Origin of the sequence: Virgibacillus kekensis (genome assembly GCF_042654125.1) — a bacterium.
In the GTDB taxonomy this organism is placed as follows: Bacteria; Bacillota; Bacilli; order Bacillales; family Amphibacillaceae; genus Lentibacillus; species Lentibacillus kekensis.
The window spans coordinates 83,600-109,872 of the sequence record NZ_JBHSFU010000005.1; the positions used below are offsets into that span (position 1 = coordinate 83,600).

Below are 26,273 nucleotides of genomic sequence, written 5' to 3' on the forward strand. Positions count from 1 at the left end.
GTAAAAAAACCTCCTTTTAGTGTCTCCATCAACCGGATTTCTCCAGGCAATGGATTTTAAACACTGTGTTCCAATCACTGACAGGCTTTCCCGCTACTGCTGGACTCCTTTTTCCATTGCCTTCCATGCAAGGGTGGCACACTTAATTCGTGCCGGAAATTTGGATACCCCCTGCAGTGCTTCAATATCACCCAGATCCAGTTCGTCTGTATCCACTTCTTCACCAAGCATCATTTGTGAAAAGACTTTTGACATCTTTAATGCCTTATCAAGTTCTTTTCCCTTAATCGCCTGGGTCATCATGGATGCGGATGACATACTGATGGAACAGCCTTCTCCGTCAAATTTGGCATCTCTAACTATGCCATCCTCTACTTGAAGTTGCAGCTGAATCCGGTCACCGCATGTTGGATTGTTCATATCAACAGTTAGTGATGCATCCCCGTCAACAGTTCCCCGGTTTCTTGGGTTTTTATAGTGATCCATGATTACTTGTCTGTATAGTGTGTCAAGGTTGTTAAAAGACATCACCAAAAAACTCCTTCGTTTTCAATAGTCCATCGACTAAACGATCTATATCTTCTTCTGTATTATACAAATAAAAACTTGCCCTTGCGGTGGCGGTAACGTCCAGCCAGCGCATTAATGGCTGTGCACAATGGTGCCCTGCACGGACGGCAATCCCCTCTGAGTCAAGGGCTGTAGCCGTGTCATGTGGATGGACATCATTCAAGTTAAATGTCACCAGTGCAGCACGTTCTTCTGGACCATAAATGGTTATTCCATCAATTGATCGCAACTGGGCCATCGCATAGTCAGCTATTTTTTTCTCGTGTGCTGTGATGTTATCAAGCCCAACATCACTCAGGAAATCAATTGCTGCACCAAGTCCAATTGCGCCCGCGATGATTGGTGTTCCACCTTCAAACTTCCATGGGAGCTCTTTCCATGTCGAATCGTATAGGTTAACAAAATCAATCATTTCCCCGCCGAATTCAACAGGTTCCATCTCCTCGAGAAGTTCCCGCTTTCCATATAAGACACCTATTCCAGTTGGTGCGCACATTTTATGTCCTGAAAAGGCATAAAAATCGCAATCAAGGTCGTTCACATCAATCTTCATGTGTGGCGCACCCTGTGCACCGTCGACTACGATGACCGCTCCATTTTCATGGGCAATCTTTGCTACTTCTTTAATAGGATTTACTGTTCCCAGTACATTGGATACATGAGTAACAGCAACAACTTTTGTCTTATCTGTTATTGTCTCACGAATATCGTCTAAAGTAAACGTTCCATCAGACTGCAACGGCACATATTTCAAAGTGGCGCCGGTAGCTTTCGCTGCCTGCTGCCAGGGAATTATATTACTGTGATGCTCCATTGGAGTGAGCACGATTTCGTCCCCGGCATTCAGATTGGTCCGCGCATAACTATACGCAACAGTATTAATTGAAGTGGTTGTACCACGAGTGAAAATGACTTCTGCTGTACTTCCGGCATTGATAAAACGTCTAACTTTCTCCCTGGCGCCCTCATACTTCTCAGTAGCCCGTGTACCAAGTGTGTGAACACCACGATGCACGTTTGAATTGTCCTGCCGGTAATATTCATTTACTGCCTCAATTACCGATACGGGCTTCTGTGATGTCGCCGATGAATCAAGGTAAACCAACGGATGACCGTTGACTTCCTGATTCAGAATCGGAAATTGTTCTCGTAATGCTTTTACATCCATTAGTATACCTTCTTCTCGATTACCTGTGTTAATTGTTCTTTAACAGAAGCAATAGGGAGCTGATTTACAACTGGTGCGAGGAAGCCATGAATAACCAGGCGTTCTGCTTCCTTCTGTGTAATACCCCGGCTCATCAGATAATATAATTGCATTGGATCAACACGGCCGACTGACGCTGCGTGTCCCGCTGTAACATCATCCTCATCAATCAAAAGAATCGGGTTAGCGTCCCCCCGTGCTTTTTCACTAAGCATAAGGACACGCGATTCCTGTTCTGCATTGGATTTAGATGCGCCATGTTCAATTTTGCCAATACCATTAAAAATGGAAGTGGCACTGTCTTTCATAACCCCATGCTGGAGAATGTGGCCTTCTGATTCTTTTCCAAAATGAACTATATTAGCAGTGAAATTCTGAATTTGCTTTCCACGGCCAACAGAGACAGTTTTAGCATTGGATTCGGAGTTATCACCAACAAGGTGTGTGATGTTCTCAGACACCGTGTTACCATCGTTCATCTGTCCCAGAGCCCAGTCAATTTTAGCATCACGGTATGCAACACCACGACGGTTTACATATGTTGTTGTTCCTGCTGCAAAGTTATCAACAGCACCGAAAGATATCTGTGCATTATTATGGGCAATTACCTCAGTAACAATATTAGCTACTGTTTCCTGTTCGTGATTCTCTGAGAAATAATTCTCCACATAAGTTAATGAGCTATTATCGTCAGCAACAACAAGTACATGGTTGAATAACGCTGTCTCCGGATCTTCCTGCCAAAAAATAACCTGAAGCGGATCTTCAAGCTGAACATTTTTCGGAACATAAACAAAAACTCCGCCATTCATCAATGCAGTATGAAGTGCTGTAAGTCGATGCTCATCAACTGATACTGCATCTTTCATATAATAACGCTTCACTAGATCCTCATGTTCTTTCAAAGCAGTAAATATATCAGTAAAAATAACGCCTTTATTCTTAAGTTCCTCATTCAAAGCAGCATATGCCACTGAATGGTTACGCTGTACAATAAGGTTTTCAGGGATATTATCTTTATCCAGAAAATCCTGTATATTAGCCGGCAGTTCACTTAGAGAAGAAATCTTATTCGTCTCCGCTGATTCATGCTTGAACTTGCTGAAATTCCACCTGGTTATTTTTGTCTTATCAGGTTTCGGCATTCCAAGCGTGTCAGCTTGTTCCAAAGCCTGCTGGCGCAATGACTTCATCCATTCCGGTTCATTTCTATCAGTTGAAAACTGTTCGATGTATTGTTTATCGTATGGCAGCTTTGTGTCCACGGTCATATCCTACCCCTCCTGACTTTTTACGCTTTTTGCTCAACTGTTTCGTCTTCGATACCAAGTTCTTCCTTAATCCAGTCGTAACCTTCTGCTTCAAGACGCTGTGCGAGTTCAGGTCCGCCTGATTTAACAACACGTCCCTGCATCATTACGTGCACTTTATCAGGAGTAATGTAGTTAAGTAACCGCTGATAGTGGGTAATGATTAAGCAGCCGAAGTTATCGTCGCGCAGTTTGTTGATACCTTTTGAAACAACTTTCAAGGCATCAATATCAAGACCGGAGTCAATTTCGTCCAAAATTGCGATTTCCGGTTTAAGCAACATTAACTGAAGGATTTCGTTACGCTTTTTCTCCCCGCCGGAGAACCCTTCGTTCAGGTAACGCTGTGCCATGTTTTTGTCAATTTCCAAATAATCAAGTGTACTGTCCATTTCTTTGATAAATTTCATCAAAGGAATTTCATCGCCTTCCGCGCGACGTGCATTAATGGAAGAGCGTAAAAAGTCGGATGTAGTTACACCGCTGATTTCGCTTGGATATTGCATACCTAGGAAAAGACCAGCACGAGCACGTTCGTCTACTTCCATTTCAAGCACGTCTTCCCCGTCAAGGTGAACCGTCCCTTCTGTAATTTCAAATTTAGGATGTCCCATAATTGCTGAAGCAAGTGTAGATTTACCAGTACCATTCGGACCCATTACCGCGTGGAACTCGCCACCCTTTATCGTAAGGTTTACACCTTTTAATATCTCGTTGCCTTCAATTGAAACATGAAGATTTTTGATTTCTAGCGTTGATCCTGCCATATCGATACCTCCAATTACTTTTATTATGCTTATTTTTCAAATGGATATTACATCCATTCTCAATCTATTCTCATTACAATCTTAAAGCATTTCGAATTTAATATCAACTCTTTCCCATTGAGCTACACGGTGGTTTGACTATTGGCTGAAATTATTGTGGGATAACGTGTTCTTTCAATATTATACACTATCTACAGTATGCGCTACAGGGTTGGATTTACTGGTAATTCTTCCTGGCAGAAAGTGGAGTTTAAATAGCAATTCACCGCTCTGATATGTTAGAAAAACTCTACATTCGTCTCGTCTATAACGAGTGTCGAAGTTTTTCTTATACTATCTTCCGTAGAAACTTATAAATTCTGATAGTACAAAAAAACACTGATACCCAACCTGGAGTATCAGTGCTCTATTTTTATACTGATTATTTATGAATTTGACTATCGATTTCAGCAACCATGTGTTTACACTGTTCATATTCTTTCTGTCGTCTTTTCTCGACTGCAATACGCTTTTCCAATTTTCTTTCGTATTCAGCATACGGCATCTTATTGGACTGCTGCATTGCCTTCTCCATCTCTGGAGTGTAATTCATCGTTATCCCACTATTAATAGTGAACCATCCTTTCGATTTGATTACGATAATAAGGTTATCACAAATACGGTTCCCTTCACAAAGTGCATTTAAACGTATAAAAACGTCAGGGATTAGGTTTGAAAGAATGGTGAAAACATAACCACTTCATCTTAAAACATACCGCAAATACCTTCCATTTGCTGTACATTCCTTAAAATTCGCCATTTTAGTTGCTAGAAGAACCGTCCACTGGGACAACTGCTCCGTCAAATTTTTCGATAATAAAATTCTGTATTTCTTCGGAATGAAGAACATCCACCAGTGTATTTAGTGCTTTATTATCTTTGTTTTCTTTTTTCACTGCAATTACGTTAACATAAGGTGACTCCTCGCCTTCAAGGATTAATGCATCCTCAAGCGGGTTCAAATCAGCACCGATTGCATAGTTGGTATTGATTGCAACAAGTGTGTCTTCCTCGGTTTCGTAAAGTTCCGGTAGTAATGCTGCATCGTAATCATACGAAAACTTAAGGTTTTTAGGGTTTTCTACGACATCATCAACTGTAGCTTCAACTTTTTCGATGCCTTCCTTAAGTTTGATTAAACCTTCCGCCTCTAGTAAGGAAAGAATACGACCATGGTCGGCTATGCTACGGCTCATCAGTACTTCGGTGCCTTCAGGAATCTCTTCTACACTTTTTATTGATTTGGAGTAAATACCAATTGGCTCAATATGAATTCCACCGATATGGGTGAAATCATAACCAACTTCCTCTATCTGCTTATTGAGGTATGGAATGTGCTGAAAATAGTTCGCATCAAGATTGCCGTTTGATAGGTCTTCGTTTGGTAAAACATAGTCCTGATATTCTTCGATCTTAAGAGTGATCCCTTTTTCCTCAAGAATTGGTTTTGCCTCTTCAAGGATTTCCGCATGCGGTGTACTTGATGCTCCAACTTTAATAACATTATCGTCCGAGTTTGTTTCTTCTCCACCACAGGCTGCCAGTATAAGTACAGTTAGTATTGAAGCAAATGCTAATATTTTTTTCATTTTCCTATCTCCTTTTTATCTTTTGTCTAATTTATTTGAAATAAAGTCTCCAATGAATTGGAAAATAAATACGATAATTATGATGAGTACGGTACAGACAAACACAACATCAAACTCCCGACGCTGAAACCCGAAGAAATATGCATAATTTCCAAGGCCACCGGCACCGATTACACCTGCCATTGCTGTATAGCCGATAAGGGCGATTGCTGTAACAGTCAGCCCTGATATTAATGCAGGCATCGATTCAGGAAGTAATACCCGGAAAATAATCGTGTGCGTTTTTGCCCCCATTGACTTGGCGGCTTCTACCACACCTTTGTCAACTTCCTTTAAGGCGATTTCTACAAGACGACCGTAAAATGGCGCCGCGCCGATTATCAGAGCGGGTAATGCAGCATTAGGACCACGGATCGTTCCAATAAGAAAGTCGGTGAACGGAAATAACAATAAGATTAAAATAATGAAAGGTATTGCCCTAAATACGTTTACGATTGCAGCTACAATCAGGTTAAGGAACTTATTCTGCCAGATGCCACCTTTCATTGTTAAATAGAGAAGCAGTCCAAGCAGAATTCCAAGAATAAACGTTCCTGCCAGTGCAATTATCGTCATATAAAATGTTTCATATGTCGCCGTATACAAGTCCTGCATGTCCAGGTTGGGAAACAAATTATTCAGCATCATGGATCACCTCCACTTCCACTGAAGTTTCCTCTGTAATAAAACCGACTGCCTGACTAATCTCTTGCGATTCTCCAATCACTTGTACAAACAAGGTTCCGTACGCACCACGTTGAGTATTGGTAATTTTACCCTGCAGGATATTTACTTCGATATTAAATTTCTTGGAAACCTGGCTGATTAATGCCTGGTTTGTGGTCTCCCCGATAAAGTGAAGTCGAAGAAGTTTACCGTGTTCATATGTTCCGATTAGATGGTCAATTCCTTCGTCTTCATCATTCACACCCATAACCTGCTCAACAAATTTCCTGGTTACAGGCTGTTTTGGACGTAAAAAGACGTCGAGAACATCTCCCTGTTCCACGATCTTCCCATCCTCCATAACTGCAACTTGATTGCAGATTTTACGAATGACGTGCATCTCATGAGTGATTAGGATAACAGTCAAACCCAGCTTCTCATTGATATCCACCAATAGGTCGAGTATGGAATTGGTTGTTTCCGGATCCAGTGCTGATGTTGCTTCATCACAGAGCAGTACTTTAGGTTTATTGGCAAGTGCCCTTGCAATCCCAACTCTTTGCTTCTGGCCACCACTTAGTTGGGAAGGATATGCATGCTCTCTTCCTGCCAGGCCAACCAGTTCAATCAGTTCCTGCACTCTTTTCTGCCGCTCGCTCTTAGGGACCCCAGCAATTTCCAGCGGAAAGGCGATATTATCTGCTACTGTTCTGGACCAGAGCAAGTTAAAGTGCTGAAAAATCATCCCGATTTCCTGCCTTGCTGCCCGAAGCTGTTTTGTGTTAAGTGCAGTAATTTCCTGATTGTCAATTGTAATATTTCCTCCGGTTGGTTCTTCCAGCCGGTTCAGCAGCCTTACGAACGTACTTTTGCCCGCCCCGCTGTATCCGATAACACCAAAAATTTCGCCTTCTTTTATATCAAGGGTCAAATTATCAACTGCTGTAATATTACGATCTTTGGCTGTAAATACTTTGTTTAAACCCTTAATTGTAATCACGGTAATCCTCCTCTGCCTTATCTGCTATTATGTCCTAATGAAATAGAAAAACGCCTTTCTGCAAGAGAACAGAAAGACGTAAACATATGTGGTCTTCAAGTTCCCTTATCTGTCAAAGCCATTGCTTTGCAGGAATTGGCACCTTTCAGATATATAATTCATCTGAGGTTGCCGCGGTTTCACAGGGCCAGCCCCTCCACCGCTCAAGATAAGAGATAATACATATTTAATTTAAAATCGATAATCATGATGATAGCATTGCTTTGTTAACCTGTCAATAAAAAATGTTATTTTCCTGCAAATAAGCTTGGCTCGTATTTCATGAGGTAACTGTATATATTGGCAGTGGATTTGAATGCATACACTTTTTCCCTGATCCGATTACCATCTTTAATCAGCAAACAAGGAACACTCTCAATCTGATGCTCCTGCATAAATTCAGGGTGTAGTGAGGCATTCATTTCGAAAAAAATAGTATCCTGATGGACCTTTTCTATTTTTTCAAGCATTCCCCTGGCAACTGCGCAGGTCCCACAAAATGGTGTATAAATATATAGCAAGTAATGGTCTTTTTTCAAAATTTCGTCCGTAACCTTTTCCAACAAAATCACCCTTAATAACTTGGTTCGGCATTAAATATAAAACTTAGTATTTGATATAGAATTTCCAAAAAGAGTCTCTGCTTTCTAAAAGGTCCTTATATATGAAATACAAGTCCTAATGGCGAATGCCATAGTCGCACATATGCAGGCAGTATAACTTAACTAACTACCTGCTAAAGTAAAAAAAGTGGATTGACTTCAATTCGCTTTCCGATTAATGCGGTGGCAAGGACATTTTCCGGTGTAGTGGCCACCTCCCGATATTCACTGCTTACATGAATATGCTCAGCATGCGGAAGCTCCTTCGCAAGCTGTTTACGTAACTTTAATCCGGAGTTATCTTCATCAACCAGTATATAAACATCACGATTATCCAAATCATATGTCTCTAAAAGTTCGTCAAGACGTTCAACGCCAAGCGTACCATTGGTGCAGATAATTTCAACTTGATCGTTTATTACCCGTTTGATTTGTTTTTTATCTGTAAGACCTTCCACGATAATCACTTTTTCCGGGTCATGCGTCATCATAACATGCACTCCTTAAACAAGGTCAAATTACCGAACTGACATTACCATTAATTCCCTTGATTCACACATACGTATCGTTTGGGGAAACATTCTTTTCTTTATTTTATGTAAAAACACAAGGTTTAGGCACACATAAGAAATTTGCCCAATATCTAGCTTGAGAACAAGGAGTGAATACTGGCGGTAAAATAAAAGATTGACTATGAACCATAGCTGTTCAATAGCCAATCTCTGTATTAAATCTGATATAATTAGTCTTCTTCTGTTACTTCCTGATATTGCTCAGCAGATAACAGGTTTTCGAATTCTGAGTCGTCAGATGGTTCGACAACAACCATCCATGCCTTTTCGTATGGAGATTCATTAACGAACTCAGGGCTGTCTTCAAGTTCCTCATTAATCTCTACTACAGTGCCACTTAATGGCGCATACAATTCAGAGACTGTTTTAACAGATTCAACACTTCCGAAAGGTTCATCTGCTTCAATTTCATCACCAACTTCAGGCAGTTCCACAAAAACAATATCACCTAATTCAGACTGTGCAAAATCAGTGATCCCGATACGGACCTTGCTGTCTTCTTTTTTAACCCACTCATGTTCTTCAGAATATAATAAGTCTTTTGGCAAGCTCATAGAAAATCCCTCCATTTAATAATTGCATTATTACTATACTAGGTAATAATGCTTTTTTCTAGTATTTCAGCTTAACTTTGTAGCCATGTATCGTTGAAAGTTTCTTCCTTGAATCCAACAGTTACTTTCTCTCCATCTGTTACAATTGGACGCTTGATCAGCATACCATCAGATGCGAGTATTTCAGCCATTTCCTGAGTATCCGCATCAGTAATTTTTTCTTTTATATTCAATTCACGGTACTTTTTCCCACTTGTGTTGAAGAACTTTTTAGGTGGCATCTCGCTTTTGGACATGAAGTCGAGTAAGTCTTCCTTTGCAGGTGGATTATTAACAATATGTATAGGTGTATATTCAATTTGATGATCGTCCAGCCACTTTTTGGCCTTTTTACATGTTCCGCAATTGGGATACCAATAAAATGTCAGTGCCATATGTTATTTCCCTCCTTATTATTTCTCTATTCATATATTTTATTATACCAAACAAGCTGGTCGAAGGTCGATTGGATTGTACTATAATGGGACCGTCTTTTTTACAGGGAAATTAAAAGTAGATTAGAATTGTGAAATAATCGATTGGCGAGAGAAAAAACGGGTAATCTTGTTGGGAATTACTGTTTCGTTCTAGACTTAACTTTTGACTATTATCGTAGATTTTTTGTTGCTCATTAATCCTCGCAGCTTGATATAAAATGCGATGTAATGATAATTTATAATGTGCTTTTCATCATTAGGCTAATGGTAAGTTTAACCGACGCTGCGGAAAAACACTCCCTTTCCGGGGGCAGCACCTCAGCCTCCTCGCTCGTTCCCTCGCTGTGGGGTCTTCGGAAGCTGCTCTCCCCCCTGGAGTGTCGCATTTTTTCGCAGCTTAGGATAGCTTTCAAAATTAGGATGAAATAAACCTCATTCATATAACGAAGGACTGTACAAATCCTTGATCAAAATACTAACAAGCGGAGGAAATACACGAAGACTCCTGCGGGAAAGCGAAGACGTTGAGACCCCACGCGTTCTTGGCGAACGAGGAGGCTCAGCGCGAGCCCGCGGAAAGCGTAGTGTATTTCCGTAGCAGTGTATCAGTACTCTATCTTAGAAGTCTTCACTACGTCGCAGTTTATAAATTTTGTGCAACGTCATTTTTTATAATATTGCCTAATTCTTTTTTTGAAGAATATATTTGGAAGTAAGATGGACAGGAGAGGAGGGCCAGCAATGCATTATATATATTCCTTACCGTATGAATTTCTTTTGCTGTCCCTGATTATATATACCCCGATAAGATTATATCTACTTAAACGTCAGGGCCGTAAAGTTTCTTACTGGAGAGAGCTGGTTTATATACTATGGCTCCTTTATTTGGAAAGCTTATTGTATCTAACCGTCTTCCCTCATAGCGACGTGATACGCAGTGACTGGACCGGTGTCAATTTGATTCCATTCGATACTATAGAAGATTATATTTTTTTGTTTACCCACGGAGGAATTTTCGCTGCCTCTGTTAATCTGATTGGAAATATAGTAGTGTTTGTCCCAATTGGATTCCTGCTAGTACTTACGAATAGAAAAATTTCTTTTTGGAAGGTTTTCGTGATCGGATTTTTAACCACATTGGCAATTGAATGGGTCCAATATGCCCTTTCACAGTCAGGGTTGCTGGCGCGAAGTTCCGATGTGGATGATTTAATTCTAAACACGTTTGGGGTTATTGCCGGATATATATTGGGTAAAATCGTTGTTTATCTCTACGTAAAGTTTTTAATGAAATGAAACTGCCATCCTTCCATATTGGAGGATGGCAGTAGCTTATACTGTGTACTTCTCTTCTTCAATAATTGTTGCGGCGATTTCCCGCTTCTTGGCAATTACATTGGTCGGCGTATGACGGGTTAGCTTCCGCAATGAGGAAAGCATCATTCGTAATGTATCGCCGGATTCAACTGCAATCAGTGTTTCTTTTGCATCGGCTTCAATACGGTTGAATGCTTCCTGTACATATACCTGTGTATAAAGAAGCTTCTGCTTATTCTTCTCCTCACCGGATTTGCTGATCGCTTTTTCAGTACGGAGAATGGCTGATTCCATATTATAAACCTCAGCGGTCATGTCAGCCAGATTAACTAGAATTTCCTGCTCATTCTCGAGCTTTTTCATGTACTTCTGTGCTGCAAGGCCTGCGCCGAGCAATACCATTTTCTTAGCATTTCGGAGCAAATACTTTTCTTGGGCCAGTGGCTCTTCACCAGGTTCTTCCGGCATCATCATCATTAATTCTTCCTGCAGGCTTTGTGCCTTTTGAAGTAGTGGCAGTTCACCTTTCATTGCTTTCTTAAGCAGCGTCCCTGGAACGATCAGGCGATTGATTTCATTTGTTCCTTCAAAAATACGGTTAATTCGCGAGTCACGGTACATACGCGCCACTTCATATTCTTCCATAAATCCATATCCACCATGGAGTTGTACAGCCTCATCTGCAACATAGTCCAGACACTCGGTTGCAGTATACTTATTCATGGAACATTCAATCTGGTACTCCGCGATTGCTCGTGCCACCTCACGCCCATCTTTTAATTGCTCATCGGTCAATGACCCCATACGCTGTTCAAATAACCCTACAGTCCGGTAAACAGCGCTCTCATTTGCATATGTCCTTGCTGCCATGGTAGCAAGTTTTTCCTGTGTAAGTGAGAAACTTGAAATAGGTGTACCGAACTGCTTACGCTCGTTCACGTATTTTGTTGCTACTTCGATGCCACGCTTGGAACCACCTACACCACCGATTGCAAGCTTGTAACGTCCTACATTGAGAATGTTGAATGCGATTACATGTCCGCGCCCTTTTTCACCTAAAAGGTTTTCAACAGGTACTTCCGCATCCTCAAGAATTAATGTGCGTGTTGATGAACTTTTAATTCCCATCTTGTGTTCTTCAGGTCCAGTAGACACACCAGGGAAATCACGCTCAACAATAAACGCTGAGAAATGCTCGCCATCAATTTTTGCATAAACAACAAATACATCAGCAAATGCCGAGTTTGTAATCCATTGTTTTTCCCCGTTCAAAATATAATGCGTTCCCGCTTCATTCAGTTTGGCTGTAGTTTTTGCCCCTAGCGCATCCGAACCGGAACCTGGTTCAGTCAGCGCATATGCCGCCAGCAACTCACCGGTTGCAAGCTTTGGCAGATATTTTTCTTTTTGCTCATCATTACCGAAAAATACAATTGGTAATGAACCGATTCCAACGTGGGCACCATGGGTTACTGAGAAACCACCTGCGCGTGAAAACTTCTCGGTTATCAGCGAGGAACTGATTTTATCAAGGGCGAGACCTCCATATTCTTCTGGTACGTCTGCACCAAGAAGGCCAAGTTCACCCGCTTTCTTTAAAAGATCAACCGAATGCTCAAACTCATGATTTTCAAGTTTATCCACTTTAGGCAAAACTTCTTTTTCCACAAAATCATCTGTGGTTTTAGCGATCATATGATGTTCATCCGAAAAATCCTCAGGGGTGATAACATCGTCCCCGGTTAAATCTTCAATAAGAAATGCCCCGCCTTTAAACAACTTTTCTTTTGTTTCACCCATATAAATCGTCCTTTCCATATAAGGAATTATTAAGTCGGCGTCCTGCTGCAGACGCCGTTAAGCACTTTTACAACACAGGATAGCTGGTATTCGGTTGGCTGACTTGGGTATTCTGCCTCAGGTCACTTTTTACAAAAGCTCAAAGACTCCCGCTGCACCCATTCCGCCACCAATACACATGGTTACAACCCCGAACTGGACATTTCGGCGCTTCATCTCATGAATTAAACTCAATGTCAGCTTGGTACCTGTCATGCCAAGTGGGTGACCAAGCGCGATTGCTCCTCCATTGACATTGACTATCTCCTGATTAAGGTCTAATGCCTGGATTACCCGGACAGATTGGGAGGCGAACGCTTCGTTAAGTTCAAACAATCCAATGTCGGATAAACTCAATCCAGCTATTTTCAAAGCTTTCGGGATTGCTTCGACCGGACCGACTCCCATAATTTCCGGCTCCACTCCTGCTACTGCAAAGGAGCGAAATTTAGCCATTGGCTTAAGCCCTTCCGACTCAGCTTTCTCTCGGTCCATGACCAGTACAGTTCCCGCACCATCACTCATTTGTGACGAATTACCCGCTGTAACCGAGCCATTAACGGTAAACGCTGGACGTAGTTTTGCCAGGATGTCCGTGGTGGTACCCGGACGGACTCCTTCATCCATTTCAAAAGTGACTGATTTCTCTTCAATTTTGTTGTTATTACCAACAGCCCGCTGTGTTACTTCTACGGGTACTATTTCATCGTTAAACTTGCCTTCCTTGATTGCTTTTGCCGCGCGCTCATGACTGCGGACTGCAAAAGCATCCTGGTCCTCCCGTGAGATGCCAAATCGGTTGGCAACCTCTTCAGCGGTGTGCCCCATGCCCATATAGTAGCCTGGTGCATCCTGAACAAGTTTTGTATTCGGTTTAATGACATGGCCGCCCATTGGAATTAGACTCATAGATTCTGCCCCACCAGCAATGATGGTGTCACTTGCACCGACCATGATGCGCTCGGCTGCAAAGGCGATACTCTGCAAACCGGATGAGCAATAACGGTTAATGGTAATACCCGGGACATCATTTTTTATCCCTGCAAGCCCGGCAATATTCCGGGCCATGTTCATTCCTTGTTCTGCTTCCGGCATGGCACATCCGATAATCACATCATCAATATTGCCGTCATAGCCTCCAGCACGTTTCAGTGTTTCCTTTATCGTTAACGCCGCCAAGTCATCTGGTCGTGTGTTGGCGAGTGATCCTTTATTTGCTCTTCCTACAGGGGTTCTTGCACCTGCAACGATTACTGCTTCCTTCACATTTCTTCCCCCTCTTCAAATTAGTTGCGCAGTGGTTTTCCTTTTAACAGCATGTGTTGCATACGCTGTTGTGTTTTCGGTTCTGCAATTAGACTTAAAAATGCTTCACGCTCAAGATCAAGCATTACTTGTTCATCGATTAAAGTGCCTTCTTTAATCCGGCCACCTGATAAAACATATGCCAGTTTTTCTGCAATTTTGACGTCATGGTCTGATGCATACCCGCCAAATCTTAACGTTTTTGCTCCCAGGAGCATTGCTGCATACCCAGCATCTCCAACAACCGGAATTTTCTCCCGCTTTGGTGCCTGATATCCGGCATCGGCCAATGCAATTACTCGTTGCTTGGCATCATACAGAAGATGGTCAGGGTTTACGCTGATTGCATCATTACTGTCGAGGAAGCCGTTATCCCGCGCCTCGGCAGCAGATGTCGATACCTTGGCCATGGCTACTTTTTCAAAGACATCGTTTGCAACTTTGGTAAGGTCAAATTTGACTCCCTTAGGCAGATTGCGAAGTTCTTTCAGATAAAGCTCTTTGGTTCCGCCACCGCCTGGGATAAGTCCTACACCAAACTCTACCAGCCCCATATACGTTTCAGCTGATGCCTGTATAGCTGCAGCTGGAAGAGATACCTCCGCTCCACCACCGAGCGTCATATTAAATGGTGCTGTTACAACTGGCTTTTCTGAGTATTTGATATTCATCGCCATATTCTGGAACTGACGGACAACCATATCCAGTTCAAAGAAATTGTCATCCTGGGCCTCCATCAGCATCATTCCAAGGTTTGCGCCAACACAGAAGTTTTTGCCCTGGTTGCCAATCACGAGACCTTTGAAGTTCTTGTTGACTTCTTCAATCGCGAAATTCACCATCTGAATGATGTCAAGACCGATTGCGTTGCTTTGGGAATGAAATTCCAATCCTGCCACTCCATCACCCAAGTCTATTAAACTAGCACCGGTGTTCTTTTTAATGACACCTTTAACATCTTTTAATCGTTTCAGATTGATTTCCTTTTTATTGAAGTTCTGCAATTTGTATTCGCCGTTCTCAAAATAATAGACATTTCCATTTTCCGTTTTATAGAAAGATTCATTGCCGGATTCCAACATGTTCAATACCCATTCAGGAACCGTTTCGCCTTCTTCCTTCATACGTTCTACTGACTTACGAAGCCCAATTGCATCCCATGTTTCAAATGGACCAATCTCCCAGCCGAATCCCCATTTCATCGCCTGGTCAATCGATAAAATATCGTCCGCGATTTCCCCGGTTAATTCAGCTGAATAAATAAGTACCGGCTTTAGAATGGACCAAACAAGGTCGCTGGCTCTGTCACCTTTTTGAGATACAAGCGCTTTCAATTTCCGGCGTGAACCTTTTTCCTGTTTAGCCATTTCTGTAGCTGCTGTTTTCAGTTTTCTTCGATCCTCATATTCTAGTGTTTCAGGATTCAACTCATAGATTTTGCTTCCATCTTTTCCTTTAACCTTCTTGAAGAAACCCTGACCACTTTTAGCACCAAGCCAGCCATTATCCTGCATCTTCAGGATAAAATCGGGAACATCAAAGACTTTCTTCTCATCACCCTCCACTTGGTCATACACGTTTTTGGCTACATGAATAAAAGTGTCAAGCCCCACAACATCCAACGTACGGAAGGTAGCGCTTTTTGGCCGGCCAATCATTGGCCCTGTAACCGAATCAACCTCACCGACACTATAGCCGCCTTCAAGCATCTTCTCTACCGTAACCAAAAGTCCATACGTACCAATCCGGTTGGCAATAAAGTTCGGTGTGTCCTTCGCTTCAACAACGCCTTTACCGAGTACATCTTCACCAAATGTCTTCATGAACTCGAGTACATCCGGATCAGTATCCTTTGTGGGAATGACTTCAAGCAGCTTTAAATAACGCGGCGGGTTAAAAAAGTGTGTCCCTAGAAAATGTGCCCGGAAATCTCCAGACCGATCTTCTGCCATATCTTCAACTGAAATGCCAGAGGTATTTGAGCTGACTATAGACCCTTCTTTACGATATTTATCCACATTTGCAAAGACTTTCTTTTTAACATCCAGATTTTCTACTACCACTTCAATAATCCAGTCAACGTCAGCAAGCTTTTCCATGTCATCATCCATATTGCCGACTTCGATCAAATCAAGACTTTTTTTCGTCGTAATAGGTGACGGTTTCTGTTTTAACAGGGCCTTCTTACTCTGTTCCGCAATCCGATTGCGGACAGCTCGGTCTTCCATTGTAAGCCCCTTTTTCTCCTCATCCTTAGTCAGCTCCCGCGGTACGATGTCCAGCATAATTGTTGGAATCCCCACGTTAGCCAAGTGTGCAGCGATACCTGAACCCATTACTCCGGATCCGAGGACAGCTGCGCGCTTGATAGATTGCTTCATGTTTTGTCCCCCTATCTTTATTTGAATGAATACTCATTCATTTTTGCTCCTAAAAATAAAAGATAGTTCCCTATCCATCTATTTATCAGTATAGATTATATTCTGATATTTCGCAATAAAAAAGAAGGTTTTTGAAAAAAATAATTATGTTGATAAAACTTTAATGCTGATGCGAACTGCGTTAAACTATTTATGGCCTTATATATAGGAAAGGAAGCATATCGATGAAAAAAAAGTTAGTTTATGAATATCTTCAGATAATTATTGGCGCAACCCTTGTCGCCCTGTCATACAATTTATTTTTATTGCCGGCAAAACTGGCTGCCGGAGGAATTTCAGGGATTAGTACCATTTTTTTTGAGCTTTACGAATTAAGCCCAGCTTATACACAATTTCTGATCAACCTTCCCATCTTTATCGCGGGGTGGCTGGCATTGGGAAAGGACTTCAGCTGGAAAACACTGGTCGGCACATTTTGGGTACCGTTCATTATTTACTTAACAGCTGACCTCCCCTTCACGATAACTAATCCGCTTTTGGGCGCGATTTATGGAGGAATTGTTCTCGGCGTAGGACTTGGGACAGTATATAGAGGAAATGGTTCAACAGGTGGAACAGCAGCAATTGCTCAGGTAGTAAAAAAATTTACTGGCCTTTCAAGCGGGTATTCCCAGCTAATTGTAGACGGGCTTGTCGTAATTTCTTCTATTATTGTCTTTAGTCTGGAACTGACGCTGTTTGCATTGATGTGTATCTATGTTACAAGTAAAACCATTGATATTGTGCAGTTACGCACCTCTGCTTCAAAATTGATTTTAATCATCACCGAGGAAGAAGAAAAAATCCAGCAGCTAATTCAAGAACAAATTGACCGTGGACTAACTAAAGTCCGTACTGTTGGCGGTTATTCCAACCAGGATAAAACCATGATACTCTGTGTCACGGAACAACAAGAGGCAGTACAGTTAAAAAGGATTCTTCAGAAGGAAGAACCTACATCGTTTGTAGTGTTCATCAACGCCTCCGAAATTCTTGGACGCGGTTTCTCACTCGACAAATATTATGGACAAAAACTGTAAGCAAAAATGCCCCGTCTCAGACTTCTGAAATGGGGCATTCTTAATCCATCTATTAATCTATTTCAGGACACCTTTTAATACAAACATAGCATTTGCCGGACGTTCAGCCAGACGGCGCATATTGTAGCCATACCAATCATCCCCGTACGGTACATATACACGCATTTTATATTCTTCTTTCAGCAGTTTATTCTGCAGGTCACGACGAATACCAAACAGCATCTGGAATTCAAACTGATCGCGCGAAATATTATGCTCTTTTTCAAGTTCTTTCACATAATCAATAATGGCCTCATCATGTGTAGCAATAGCAGTATAGTTACCATTAAGCAAATTCATCTTAATAATTTTTTTATAATTCTCATCCACATCTTTTTTATCCGGATAGGCTACTTCCGGCGATTCTTTATAAGCTCCTTTTACAAGGCGCAGATATGGATTGTACTCATTCAAATCCTCAATATCTTCAACGGTTCGGTAAAGATATGCCTGCAGGACCGTTCCCACATTTTCATACTCGCTTCGCAACTCTTTGAAAATATCAAGTGTTTTTCCACTGCGTTCATAGTCTTCCATATCAATTGTGACCATGACATTATGTTTTTTACCGGCATCCAAAATCCGTCGCATGTTGTCCATTACCAGCTTTTCAGAGATATCAAGACCCATGGAAGTCATTTTTAGGGAAAGCTCAGAATCAAGCCCTTTTTCGGCAATCACTTCTATCGCATGAATACATTCATCGGCTGACTCACGGGCCTCTTTTTCATTATCGATGAACTCGCCTAGGTGGTCGACCGTCACAACAAATCCATCATCATTAATTTCCTTGATTTTCTTTGATGCCTGGTCAATATCTACCCCTGCCACAAACCGGGCTGCCCCAAAACGGAGTCCATATTTTTTCGCCAGGTTGGTAAGCGTTTTATTTTTGGACAAAAATAAAAAGAAGTTTCGCATTAGCTGCTCCATGGTGATTACCCCCATATAAAAAATTTTATCTATTGCTACAATTAGTACACCTTTACTATCTTATCATTAAAAGTAAAAAAAGAGTACTGTTTTTAACTTTATTTGCTTAAATTTGGCCTAATCTGTCGTAATTGGGAGGTTTTTCTCTTGTTTTTAGCCGGTAAATTCCGTTTTCGCATGTATAATAGAAAACTCGGCAATCCTTCTTCTGAAGTTCATGACTTTATGACTACAGCCATAGTTGTACTTACAATTAAAAGAAAAGCTGACTCCCTTCAACAGGGAGTCAGCCATTCATTAAGCCACTACATCATAACCCTGTTCTTCAACTGCTTCACGCATCTGTTTGATGGTTACATATGCCTCATCATACGTTACGTCAACTCGACCGGTTCCAAGGTTAACTTCAACACCCTGTACCCCTTCAAGTGATTCCAGAGCATTTTTTACTGAGCTTTCACAGTGACCACATGTCATTCCTCTTACATCTAGTGTTGTTTGCATATTTAACTACCCCTTTCAGAAATTTGATTATTATAGTAAGGACTGTTTTCATAATGAAACAGTCTAGATGAACCAAACTATCTCCTCTACGAGTGGGTGCTTAGAAGTCTACCCTTTCATATAGCAACCAAAACTTAGAGAAAACTTTAATTTATTTTCACTCGCTTTAGGCGAAGTGAATTGGTAACCACACTCACGGAGCTGAAAGCCATTGCTGCGCCGGCTATCCATGGTGCAAGAAGTCCTGCTGCTGCGATTGGAATTCCCGCACTGTTGTAGGCAAATGCCCAAAACAGATTTTGCCGGATATTTCGAATAGTCTTATTACTAAGCTTAATGGCTTTTGGAATCAGCAAAAGCTCGCCGCCTAGAATCGTTACGTCGGCAGCTTCGATAGCCACTTCCGTACCGGTTTCAATCGCGATACCAATATCTGCTGTTGCGAGGGCTGGCGCGTCGTTTATACCGTCACCGACCATTCCGACTTTTTTGCCATGACGCTGGACTTCTTTTACTTTATCCGCTTTTTCTTCCGGTAAAACCTGTGCGATAACATTGGAAATACCTGCCTGCTGCGCAATTGCCCTTGCAGTACGTTCGTTATCCCCTGTCAGCATAATCACTTCAAGTCCCTGGGCTTTTAATTGGTTGATGGCTTCCACTGCAGTTTCTTTTATCGTATCGGCAACAGCGACAATCCCCTGTAACTTACTATCTACAGCGATAAGCATAGCTGTTTTTCCGGCAGTTTCATAAGTGGTAAGATCATCCTCAAGATGCGTAACATCAATCCCGTTATCCGTCATTAGTTTACGGGTGCCAACAAGTACATCATGATCATCAATGGTTGCCCGGATACCACGGCCGGGTATTGCTGTAAAGGATGCAACTTCTTTGAGTTGAATATTTTTCTCCGTCGCATATGCAACAATTGCTTCAGCAAGCGGATGCTCGGAACCTTTTTCGGCACTGGCAAGCAATGCTAGTGTTTCATCATCACCGGTAAAATCAGTGACTTCTGGTTTACCTTTTGTTATCGTTCCTGTTTTATCAAAAATAATTGTATCGAGCTGGTGCGTCCGTTCGAGATGCTCACCCCCCTTAAAAAGAATACCGTTTTCGGCACCCTTCCCGGTCCCCACCATGATGGACGTTGGAGTAGCAAGACCGAGAGCACATGGGCAGGCAATAACAAGAACTGCTATTGCTGCTGTCAGGGCAGCCTCGAATTCTCCGGGAGCGACAAGGATAATCCATGCCAGAAATGTTACTGCGGCAATCCCCACCACAATCGGCACAAAGTAACCTGAAATAATATCTGCCAGACGCTGTATTGGTGCTTTGGATCCTTGGGCATCCTCCACAGCCTTTACAATCGAAGCAAGCGCTGTTTCCTTTCCAACCTTGGTTGCTTCTATTTCAACGGTACCATTTTTGTTCAGTGTGGCACCGATCACCTGGGCCTGCGCTCCTTTTTCAACTGGAATTGATTCACCGGTTATCATTGACTCATCCACCGACGTACTTCCCTTCAAGACTATACCGTCGACGGGTATTTTTTCACCAGGTTTGACAATAATTCTTTCCCCTTTCAGCACGTCCTGAACGGGAACCATCACTTCGTTGTCATCTCGAATAACCCGAGCCTGTTTTGCTTGCAAATTAAGCAGTTTGGAAATTGCATGGGTTGTTCTGCCTTTCGCACTGGTCTCCAGGTATTTGCCGAACAAAATCAGCGTAATAAGGATAGCACTGGTCTCGAAATAGAGGTGTGGCATGTAATCTGGATTACCGATTGTTTTCAATGCCTCATACAAGCTGAAAAAGAACGCAGCACTGGTACCGAGTGCTACCAGGACATCCATGTTGGCTGACTTATTGCGAAGGTTTTTATACGCCCCAACGTAAAACTGCCATCCGATAATAAACTGTACCGGAGCAGCAAGAGCCAGTTGAAACCATGGATTCATCAAAATAGCGGGCAGTGTCAAACCCATCAGATGATCCAGCATCGTTATAAGAAGTGGAATGGATAACAACGCTGAAATTATCAACTTGGTCCGCATCTTTTGCAACTGCTTTTCCTTCTGCGATTTCTTTGTTTCTTTGTCCGCTTTTGCTTTCGCATCGTAACCTAGCTTCTGAATTCGGCCAATAATATCGGATTCTCCAATCAGGCCTGGATTATATTCGATGGATGCCGTCTCATTGGCAAGGTTAACAGTGGCCAGTTTTACGCCTTCCTGCTTATTCAATACCTTTTCGATTCTCGTTGAACAGGCCGCACAAGTCATGCCAAACACATCATATTCGGCTTTTTCCACCTGTACACCGTAACCAAGTTTTTCAACTTTAGCTGTGATATCCTGCACACTTGCTTTTCCAGGATCAAAGTCGACACTTGCTTTTTCGGTGGTCAAGTTCACCTGGGCATCGACACCATCCATTTTGTTCAACACTTTTTCTATCCTTGATGAACAAGCCGCACATGTCATTCCCGTAACGCCTACATCTATATGTTTCTTTGCCTCTTCCATAATGTCACCCCCATTTATCTGGATAGTTGCTTCATGACTTCCATCAACTCTTCTATTGCATCGTCGCCCTCGCCAGATTTCACAGCGTGACTTACACAATGCTTCGTATGCCGCTCCATTAATGAAAACCCTACTTTTTTCAGCGCGGCATTAATCGCACTGATTTGAACCATAACATCAACACAATAGCGGTCATCTTCAATCATTTTCTGAATGCCCCTGACCTGGCCTTCAATTCGTTTCATTCGATTGATGACCGCCTGTTTTTCAATGTCTGTTCTTGGAGTTACCGGCTGTTTTTCCAATTGGATCACATCCTTTTATTGATAATTATACTATACCCCCCTACAGTATATAAAACAATAAAAATGCTTGGCGGAGATAGTTGTCTCTCCACCTGGACGAGCGATATATTATCCCTGAGGCATTGGGGTAGGCGTAGGCCCGATTCCATTTCCACCAAAGTTATCATCAATATAATTTCGGATTTCAACCAGTGATTCTCCTGCCTTGTATTTTGCAACAGATGTTTTAGCTATATCGATACAAATACCACAACTAAAGCCCATACTGTCTAGCGCAACCACATCTCCATTAAATTCATCCACAAAACAATGTGTATTACTCTCATGTCCGTTACTATCATAACAGCCACAGTAACACGGCATATAATCAAGCACATCAGCATTGTGAATGGCAGTCTCATATGCATCTTTTACCCGGGGATCGTTCACTTCTGCCAAAAACTTAACCATCATCGGCGACCACTCATTTGTTTTCATATTGTAAGAAAGTCCCTCAAGCGAATCATCCACAGGCAGGCCACTGGCATGTTCTTCTTGCTCCTCTGATTTTTCTCCCGCATTTGAGCATGCTACTAATGCAAGAATCAACACGGCTAATATCCATATATACTTTTTCATTTACTTTACCTCCTTATACGTTAATCATAACGAATATAAACGTTTCTTTTGAAAAAAAACATTGAACGAAAAAGCAACTTTTCAAAACTTCCCTGTAATCGTAATCATTCTTATTTACAAATCGTAATCATTACGATAATATAAATAAGCGATTACTTTTCAGAGAGGATTCGACCATGAATAAATACTTAGTCATCATGTTTATCATCTGCGGATTTATAATTTCAGGATGTACATCCTCACCTAATACACAGAAAAATAACCAGTTTACGGTTTATACGTCACTTTATCCAATTCAATACGCTGTAGAACGTATTGCTGGCAAGACAGTGGAAACCAAATCCGTATACCCCCCCGGGGTGGATGCGCACACATATGAACCTGCTGCCAAAGAGATCACTGCGATTGCTGAAGGGGATGCTTTTATTTACCTGGGTGCGGGCATGGAAGCATTTGCTGAAACAACAGCACAAGCACTGAAATCGCAGGATGTCAGATTGATTGAACTGGGAAAGCATGACGAGTTATTTCACAATGAGGAAATTCATGATTCTCATGAAGAAACGGAAGCAGAGCACCACGGCCATGATCATGGAGATGTAAATCCGCATATCTGGCTAGATCCATTAAGGATGATAGAAATGGCTTCCCTAATTAAAGAAGAACTTATAAGCATGCGCCCGGAAAATAAACAGTTTTACGAGCAGAATTTTTCCACACTGAAGAATGATTTGCTGGCATTGGATCAGCAGTTTATTGAAACACTAAAACCAAAGAACGATAAGCGGATTCTTGTCTCCCATGCTGCGTACAGCTACTGGGAGGATCGTTATGGAATTGAGCAGATAGCAATAAGCGGGATATCATCCAGTAACGAACCCTCACAGAAAGATCTGACACGAATTATCGAGGCGGCGAAACGATATAATATGAACTATTTAATACTTGAACAAAACAGTTCTGATCGTGTCACTGAAATCATCAGACAGGAAATTGATGCTAGGGCCTTGTATATTCACAATTTGTCGGTTCTGACGGAAGAAGATATAAGAGATGATGAGAATTATCTATCATTAATGCGACACAACCTCAGCGTGCTTGACACAGCTACTGAGCAGGAGGGAACAGCTAATGAGTAAACCAGTTATTACCATGCAGAATGTTAACTACGCATACGAAAATAAAGTCGTCCTTGATGGTATTAATTTTGAAATTCCTGAAGGGGCGTTTATGGGCCTGGTCGGTCCCAACGGCGGAGGGAAAACCACACTTATCAAGCTGATTCTGGGATTGTTAAAAGCTGATTCAGGGTCTATTCACCTTTTTAATCAGCCAATCGAAAAATTTAAAGAATGGGATAAAATCGGCTACGTCTCACAGAAATCCAATTCATTCAATAAGGGTTTTCCGGCAACTGTTTATGAGGTGGTTTGTATGGGATTGACCGCCAAAGTTGGATATCTTAAATTTTTTACAACACTCCATAAAAAAAAGGTATTGCAGGCAATCGAGCAGGTCGGCATGGCTGACTATGCCTATGAAAATATCGGAAACTTGTCAGGAGGACAGCAACAGCGTGTATTCATTGCCCGTTCACTGGTGAGTGATCCAGAATTGCTGATATTGGATGAACCGACAGTCGGTGTTGACTATGAAAACGTACAGCGGTTTTATGACCTTCTTCACCAGCTGAATAATGAACGAAATATTACACTGCTGCTTGTCACGCACGATACTGGCGCGATGACCGAGCATGCAACAGACATTGTCTGCTTGAACAAAACATTGCATTTTCACGGTAAACCCGAAGAATATACTGCTCTTCCAGAGAAAGAGTTATCCCAATTCTACGGTCATCCGGTAAATATAGTTACACACGATCACTGATGTTGGGGGAAAAATTATGCTGCAGGATTTATTACAATATGAATTTTTACGAAATACATTTTATACTGGACTACTGATTGGCCTGATTGCACCACTACTGGGCACCTTTATCGTCGTACGAAGGCTCTCCCTTATAGCTGACGCTCTGTCGCATGTTACGCTGGCAGGTATTGCGTTCGGGCTTCTTGTGGAAAAGAAGTTCGCTGTCGGGATTTCCCCCTTATATAGCGGGATGGCTTTTTCGGTAATCGGATCGGTTTTTATCGAAAAACTGCGGGGTGTCTATAAAGCCTATCAGGAACTGGCAATACCAATCATTTTATCTGGTGGTGTAGGCTTAAGTGTTATCTTTATATCTCTTGCTAATGGGTTCAATACAGAGCTCTTCAACTACTTGTTCGGCTCAGTTTCCGCTGTCAGCCGGACTGATTTCTATTCCATTTTGGCTATCTCAATAGTTATTATTCTAGTAATACGATTGTTTTATAAAGAGCTTGTTGCCCTTTCATTTGACGAGGAGCATGCTGAGGTATCAGGAATCCATTCTAAGCGAATTCACCTGCTGTTTATTGTGATGACAGCACTGGTTATCGCTGCGTCCATCCGGATTGTTGGGGTCCTTCTTGTTTCTGCATTGATGACCCTGCCGGTAGCAGCCAGCATGCGACTTGCCAGAGGATTCAAACAAATGATAGGTTACTCGATTATTTTCGGTGAGACCGCTGTTATTCTTGGACTTATTTCCGGCTATTATTTCAGCATTCCACCAGGTGGTACCATCGTACTTGTTTCCATCCTTATACTGTTAGCCGCAATTGGATTCAAAAAGCTTAATACTTCTCCCAAAAGAAAGAGGGTAAAGCAATGAAATTACAGGAAGCAATTGAAAGCCTAAAAAAACGAGGCTATAAAACAACCGCCAAACGTAAGGATATATTATCCTTTTTTGCTAAGGCTGATGGTTACCGTACCGCTAAAGACCTTCTGCAGCATATGGAACCAGCCTACAAAGGAATCAGCTTTGATACGGTTTACCGTAATTTGCATTTATTTGATGAAGTTGGCATTTTGGAAACAACCGAATTAAACGGAGAAAAGCATTTCCGAATCTCCTGCAATCAGCAGCATCATCATCACTTTATCTGCAAAGATTGCGGGAAAACAAAAGCAATTAACGTATGTCCAATGGATCAGGTAGAGAGTGATCTTGGCAATTATGCAATTGAAGGACATAAGTTTGAAATATACGGCCTGTGTCCACTATGTCAGGCCGTATGAACTTGAAAGTTTATTTGGCAGTTGGTCTCGGGGGAATGATAGGTGCCACTGGACGGTACGGGCTTTCCGGCGTTTGGGCTGGAAGCGGATTTCCTTTTGGAACATTAGCCGCCAACCTGATAGGATGTTTTCTCCTTGGATACTTAATCCATAACTCCAGGCTGCGAGAACGTCTCGGCTCCATTATGGTAAGCGGACTTGGCACCGGAATGATAGGTGCGTTTACCACGTTTTCAACTTTCTCAGTGGAAACCGTTAGGCTGTTTGATAAAAGCATAACACTTGCAGCTGGATATGTGCTGATTAGTTTGTTCGGCGGGCTGGGCTTAAGTTATGTGTCAAGTCAGTTGGCTAAAAGAAAGCAGGCAGTATCATGAATATCCTATTGGTGATGGTGGGAGGATTTATCGGTAGTATTGCCCGATTTTATATCTCATCAAGATTTGCCAGTTTACTCGGCACATGGATAGCCAATGTTACCGGCTCGTTTATCTTGGGCCTCCTGCTCCGGTATTATATGGAAACAGCGCTTGCCGAATGGATGTGGTTCCTGTGCGGGGTTGGATTCTGCGGTGCTTATACAACATTTTCGACTTTCGGAAATGAAACTGTACAACTTATCCATGAAGGGAAAACTTGGCGAGCGCTCGGCTATGTCGGAGCATCAGTAGGGGTAAGCCTATTGGTTGTATTCGTGGTATTAAGTATTTGAATCTAGTAATCCTTGCTTTATATTTCCGATTCCGTCTCTACTTTCTTTTAGCTCTGCTGAATTCGACTCCTACGAGCTTCACTAAAAACACCCTAGAAGCGTTCAGCCG

28 protein-coding genes and 1 riboswitch are annotated in these 26,273 nt (G+C 42.0%); of the genes, 8 read left to right on the forward strand and 20 right to left on the reverse strand.

Annotated features, from left to right (window positions below; genetic code table 11):
* Nucleotides 1-93: 93 nt before the first annotated feature.
* The 12 genes from sufU to ACFO3D_RS10725 all read right to left on the reverse strand — a co-directional run bounded on the left by sufU (nucleotide 94) and on the right by ACFO3D_RS10725 (nucleotide 9,388).
* Nucleotides 94-528: a Fe-S cluster assembly sulfur transfer protein SufU gene (sufU, locus tag ACFO3D_RS10670; RefSeq protein WP_390295724.1), complete on the reverse strand. Its 435-nt coding sequence runs from the start codon at nucleotides 526-528 to the stop codon at nucleotides 94-96.
* Entirely contained in the window at nucleotides 518-1,738 is a 1,221-nt protein-coding gene (locus ACFO3D_RS10675; RefSeq protein ID WP_390295726.1) for a cysteine desulfurase, read from the reverse strand. The genes sufU and ACFO3D_RS10675 overlap by 11 nt, the downstream gene beginning before the upstream one ends.
* Nucleotides 1,738-3,048: a Fe-S cluster assembly protein SufD gene (gene sufD, locus ACFO3D_RS10680; RefSeq protein WP_390295728.1), complete on the reverse strand. Its 1,311-nt coding sequence runs from the start codon at nucleotides 3,046-3,048 to the stop codon at nucleotides 1,738-1,740. The genes ACFO3D_RS10675 and sufD overlap by 1 nt, the downstream gene beginning before the upstream one ends.
* A gap of 20 nt (nucleotides 3,049-3,068) precedes the next feature.
* Nucleotides 3,069-3,854: a Fe-S cluster assembly ATPase SufC gene (gene sufC, locus ACFO3D_RS10685; protein WP_390295730.1), complete on the reverse strand. Its 786-nt coding sequence runs from the start codon at nucleotides 3,852-3,854 to the stop codon at nucleotides 3,069-3,071.
* 421 nt (nucleotides 3,855-4,275) lie between these two features.
* Nucleotides 4,276-4,446, reverse strand: coding sequence for a YuzK family famiily protein (locus tag ACFO3D_RS10690; RefSeq protein ID WP_390295732.1), 171 nt, complete (start codon nucleotides 4,444-4,446; stop codon nucleotides 4,276-4,278).
* 208 nt (nucleotides 4,447-4,654) lie between these two features.
* Nucleotides 4,655-5,482 carry a MetQ/NlpA family ABC transporter substrate-binding protein gene (locus ACFO3D_RS10695; RefSeq protein ID WP_390295734.1) on the reverse strand — a complete coding sequence of 276 codons (828 nt, stop codon included), beginning with the start codon at nucleotides 5,480-5,482 and terminating at the stop codon, nucleotides 4,655-4,657.
* A 15-nt stretch (nucleotides 5,483-5,497) separates the two neighbouring features.
* Nucleotides 5,498-6,166: a methionine ABC transporter permease gene (locus tag ACFO3D_RS10700; RefSeq protein WP_390295835.1), complete on the reverse strand. Its 669-nt coding sequence runs from the start codon at nucleotides 6,164-6,166 to the stop codon at nucleotides 5,498-5,500.
* Nucleotides 6,156-7,187, reverse strand: coding sequence for a methionine ABC transporter ATP-binding protein (locus ACFO3D_RS10705; protein ID WP_390295736.1), 1,032 nt, complete (start codon nucleotides 7,185-7,187; stop codon nucleotides 6,156-6,158). Before ACFO3D_RS10705 ends, ACFO3D_RS10700 begins: the two co-directional genes overlap by 11 nt.
* A gap of 102 nt (nucleotides 7,188-7,289) precedes the next feature.
* Nucleotides 7,290-7,402, reverse strand: a riboswitch (SAM riboswitch).
* A 72-nt stretch (nucleotides 7,403-7,474) separates the two neighbouring features.
* The gene (locus ACFO3D_RS10710; RefSeq protein WP_390295738.1) at nucleotides 7,475-7,789 is read right to left on the reverse strand and encodes a thioredoxin family protein; all 315 of its coding nucleotides are present in this window, start codon (nucleotides 7,787-7,789) and stop codon (nucleotides 7,475-7,477) included.
* Between the two features lie 173 nt (nucleotides 7,790-7,962).
* Nucleotides 7,963-8,316, reverse strand: coding sequence for a toprim domain-containing protein (locus ACFO3D_RS10715; RefSeq protein ID WP_390295837.1), 354 nt, complete (start codon nucleotides 8,314-8,316; stop codon nucleotides 7,963-7,965).
* 254 nt (nucleotides 8,317-8,570) lie between these two features.
* A complete protein-coding gene (gene gcvH / locus ACFO3D_RS10720) occupies nucleotides 8,571-8,954 on the reverse strand; it encodes a glycine cleavage system protein GcvH (RefSeq protein ID WP_390295740.1) in 384 nt (127 codons plus the stop codon).
* Nucleotides 8,955-9,025: 71 nt separating this feature from the next.
* Nucleotides 9,026-9,388 carry an arsenate reductase family protein gene (locus tag ACFO3D_RS10725; protein WP_390295742.1) on the reverse strand — a complete coding sequence of 121 codons (363 nt, stop codon included), beginning with the start codon at nucleotides 9,386-9,388 and terminating at the stop codon, nucleotides 9,026-9,028.
* A 783-nt stretch (nucleotides 9,389-10,171) separates the two neighbouring features.
* On the opposite strand from ACFO3D_RS10725, the gene ACFO3D_RS10730 reads away from it, so the two are divergent.
* On the forward strand, nucleotides 10,172-10,726 hold the full coding sequence (locus tag ACFO3D_RS10730) for a VanZ family protein (protein ID WP_390295745.1): 555 nt from the start codon (nucleotides 10,172-10,174) through the stop codon (nucleotides 10,724-10,726).
* Nucleotides 10,727-10,762: 36 nt separating this feature from the next.
* Here ACFO3D_RS10730 and ACFO3D_RS10735 read toward each other — a convergent pair whose 3' ends face one another.
* The 3 genes from ACFO3D_RS10735 to ACFO3D_RS10745 all read right to left on the reverse strand — a co-directional run bounded on the left by ACFO3D_RS10735 (nucleotide 10,763) and on the right by ACFO3D_RS10745 (nucleotide 16,272).
* On the reverse strand, nucleotides 10,763-12,547 hold the full coding sequence (locus ACFO3D_RS10735) for an acyl-CoA dehydrogenase family protein (protein WP_390295747.1): 1,785 nt from the start codon (nucleotides 12,545-12,547) through the stop codon (nucleotides 10,763-10,765).
* A 129-nt stretch (nucleotides 12,548-12,676) separates the two neighbouring features.
* Nucleotides 12,677-13,852, reverse strand: coding sequence for an acetyl-CoA C-acetyltransferase (locus tag ACFO3D_RS10740; protein ID WP_390295749.1), 1,176 nt, complete (start codon nucleotides 13,850-13,852; stop codon nucleotides 12,677-12,679).
* Nucleotides 13,853-13,872: 20 nt separating this feature from the next.
* The gene (locus ACFO3D_RS10745; protein ID WP_390295751.1) at nucleotides 13,873-16,272 is read right to left on the reverse strand and encodes a 3-hydroxyacyl-CoA dehydrogenase/enoyl-CoA hydratase family protein; all 2,400 of its coding nucleotides are present in this window, start codon (nucleotides 16,270-16,272) and stop codon (nucleotides 13,873-13,875) included.
* 224 nt (nucleotides 16,273-16,496) lie between these two features.
* On the opposite strand from ACFO3D_RS10745, the gene ACFO3D_RS10750 reads away from it, so the two are divergent.
* A complete protein-coding gene (locus ACFO3D_RS10750) occupies nucleotides 16,497-17,351 on the forward strand; it encodes a YitT family protein (protein ID WP_390295753.1) in 855 nt (284 codons plus the stop codon).
* 57 nt (nucleotides 17,352-17,408) lie between these two features.
* Here the strand turns inward: ACFO3D_RS10750 and ACFO3D_RS10755 are convergent, their stop codons facing one another.
* The 5 genes from ACFO3D_RS10755 to ACFO3D_RS10775 all read right to left on the reverse strand — a co-directional run bounded on the left by ACFO3D_RS10755 (nucleotide 17,409) and on the right by ACFO3D_RS10775 (nucleotide 22,287).
* The gene (locus ACFO3D_RS10755) at nucleotides 17,409-18,323 is read right to left on the reverse strand and encodes a proline dehydrogenase family protein (RefSeq protein WP_390295755.1); all 915 of its coding nucleotides are present in this window, start codon (nucleotides 18,321-18,323) and stop codon (nucleotides 17,409-17,411) included.
* A 297-nt stretch (nucleotides 18,324-18,620) separates the two neighbouring features.
* Complete coding sequence (gene copZ / locus ACFO3D_RS10760) at nucleotides 18,621-18,827, reverse strand: copper chaperone CopZ (RefSeq protein ID WP_390295757.1); 207 nt, start codon at nucleotides 18,825-18,827, stop codon at nucleotides 18,621-18,623.
* A gap of 146 nt (nucleotides 18,828-18,973) precedes the next feature.
* Entirely contained in the window at nucleotides 18,974-21,364 is a 2,391-nt protein-coding gene (locus ACFO3D_RS10765; protein WP_390295759.1) for a heavy metal translocating P-type ATPase, read from the reverse strand.
* 14 nt (nucleotides 21,365-21,378) lie between these two features.
* Entirely contained in the window at nucleotides 21,379-21,669 is a 291-nt protein-coding gene (locus tag ACFO3D_RS10770; protein WP_390295761.1) for a metal-sensing transcriptional repressor, read from the reverse strand.
* Nucleotides 21,670-21,777: 108 nt separating this feature from the next.
* A complete protein-coding gene (locus ACFO3D_RS10775; protein ID WP_390295763.1) occupies nucleotides 21,778-22,287 on the reverse strand; it encodes a PCYCGC motif-containing (lipo)protein in 510 nt (169 codons plus the stop codon).
* Between the two features lie 176 nt (nucleotides 22,288-22,463).
* Here ACFO3D_RS10775 and ACFO3D_RS10780 point away from each other — a divergent pair, with 176 nt between their 5' ends.
* The 6 genes from ACFO3D_RS10780 to ACFO3D_RS10805 are packed head-to-tail and all read left to right on the forward strand — an operon-like array spanning nucleotide 22,464 to nucleotide 26,164.
* Nucleotides 22,464-23,426 carry a metal ABC transporter solute-binding protein, Zn/Mn family gene (locus ACFO3D_RS10780; protein WP_390295765.1) on the forward strand — a complete coding sequence of 321 codons (963 nt, stop codon included), beginning with the start codon at nucleotides 22,464-22,466 and terminating at the stop codon, nucleotides 23,424-23,426.
* Nucleotides 23,419-24,174 carry a metal ABC transporter ATP-binding protein gene (locus ACFO3D_RS10785; protein ID WP_390295767.1) on the forward strand — a complete coding sequence of 252 codons (756 nt, stop codon included), beginning with the start codon at nucleotides 23,419-23,421 and terminating at the stop codon, nucleotides 24,172-24,174. The genes ACFO3D_RS10780 and ACFO3D_RS10785 overlap by 8 nt, the downstream gene beginning before the upstream one ends.
* 16 nt (nucleotides 24,175-24,190) lie before the next feature.
* Nucleotides 24,191-25,042 carry a metal ABC transporter permease gene (locus ACFO3D_RS10790; RefSeq protein ID WP_390295769.1) on the forward strand — a complete coding sequence of 284 codons (852 nt, stop codon included), beginning with the start codon at nucleotides 24,191-24,193 and terminating at the stop codon, nucleotides 25,040-25,042.
* Nucleotides 25,039-25,452, forward strand: coding sequence for a Fur family transcriptional regulator (locus ACFO3D_RS10795; protein ID WP_390295774.1), 414 nt, complete (start codon nucleotides 25,039-25,041; stop codon nucleotides 25,450-25,452). The genes ACFO3D_RS10790 and ACFO3D_RS10795 overlap by 4 nt, the downstream gene beginning before the upstream one ends.
* Nucleotides 25,449-25,829 (forward strand): fluoride efflux transporter FluC, encoded by a 381-nt coding sequence (locus tag ACFO3D_RS10800; RefSeq protein WP_390295777.1) that lies wholly within the window; start codon nucleotides 25,449-25,451, stop codon nucleotides 25,827-25,829. The genes ACFO3D_RS10795 and ACFO3D_RS10800 overlap by 4 nt, the downstream gene beginning before the upstream one ends.
* On the forward strand, nucleotides 25,826-26,164 hold the full coding sequence (locus ACFO3D_RS10805) for a fluoride efflux transporter FluC (RefSeq protein ID WP_390295779.1): 339 nt from the start codon (nucleotides 25,826-25,828) through the stop codon (nucleotides 26,162-26,164). Before ACFO3D_RS10800 ends, ACFO3D_RS10805 begins: the two co-directional genes overlap by 4 nt.
* Nucleotides 26,165-26,273: the final 109 nt, after the last annotated feature.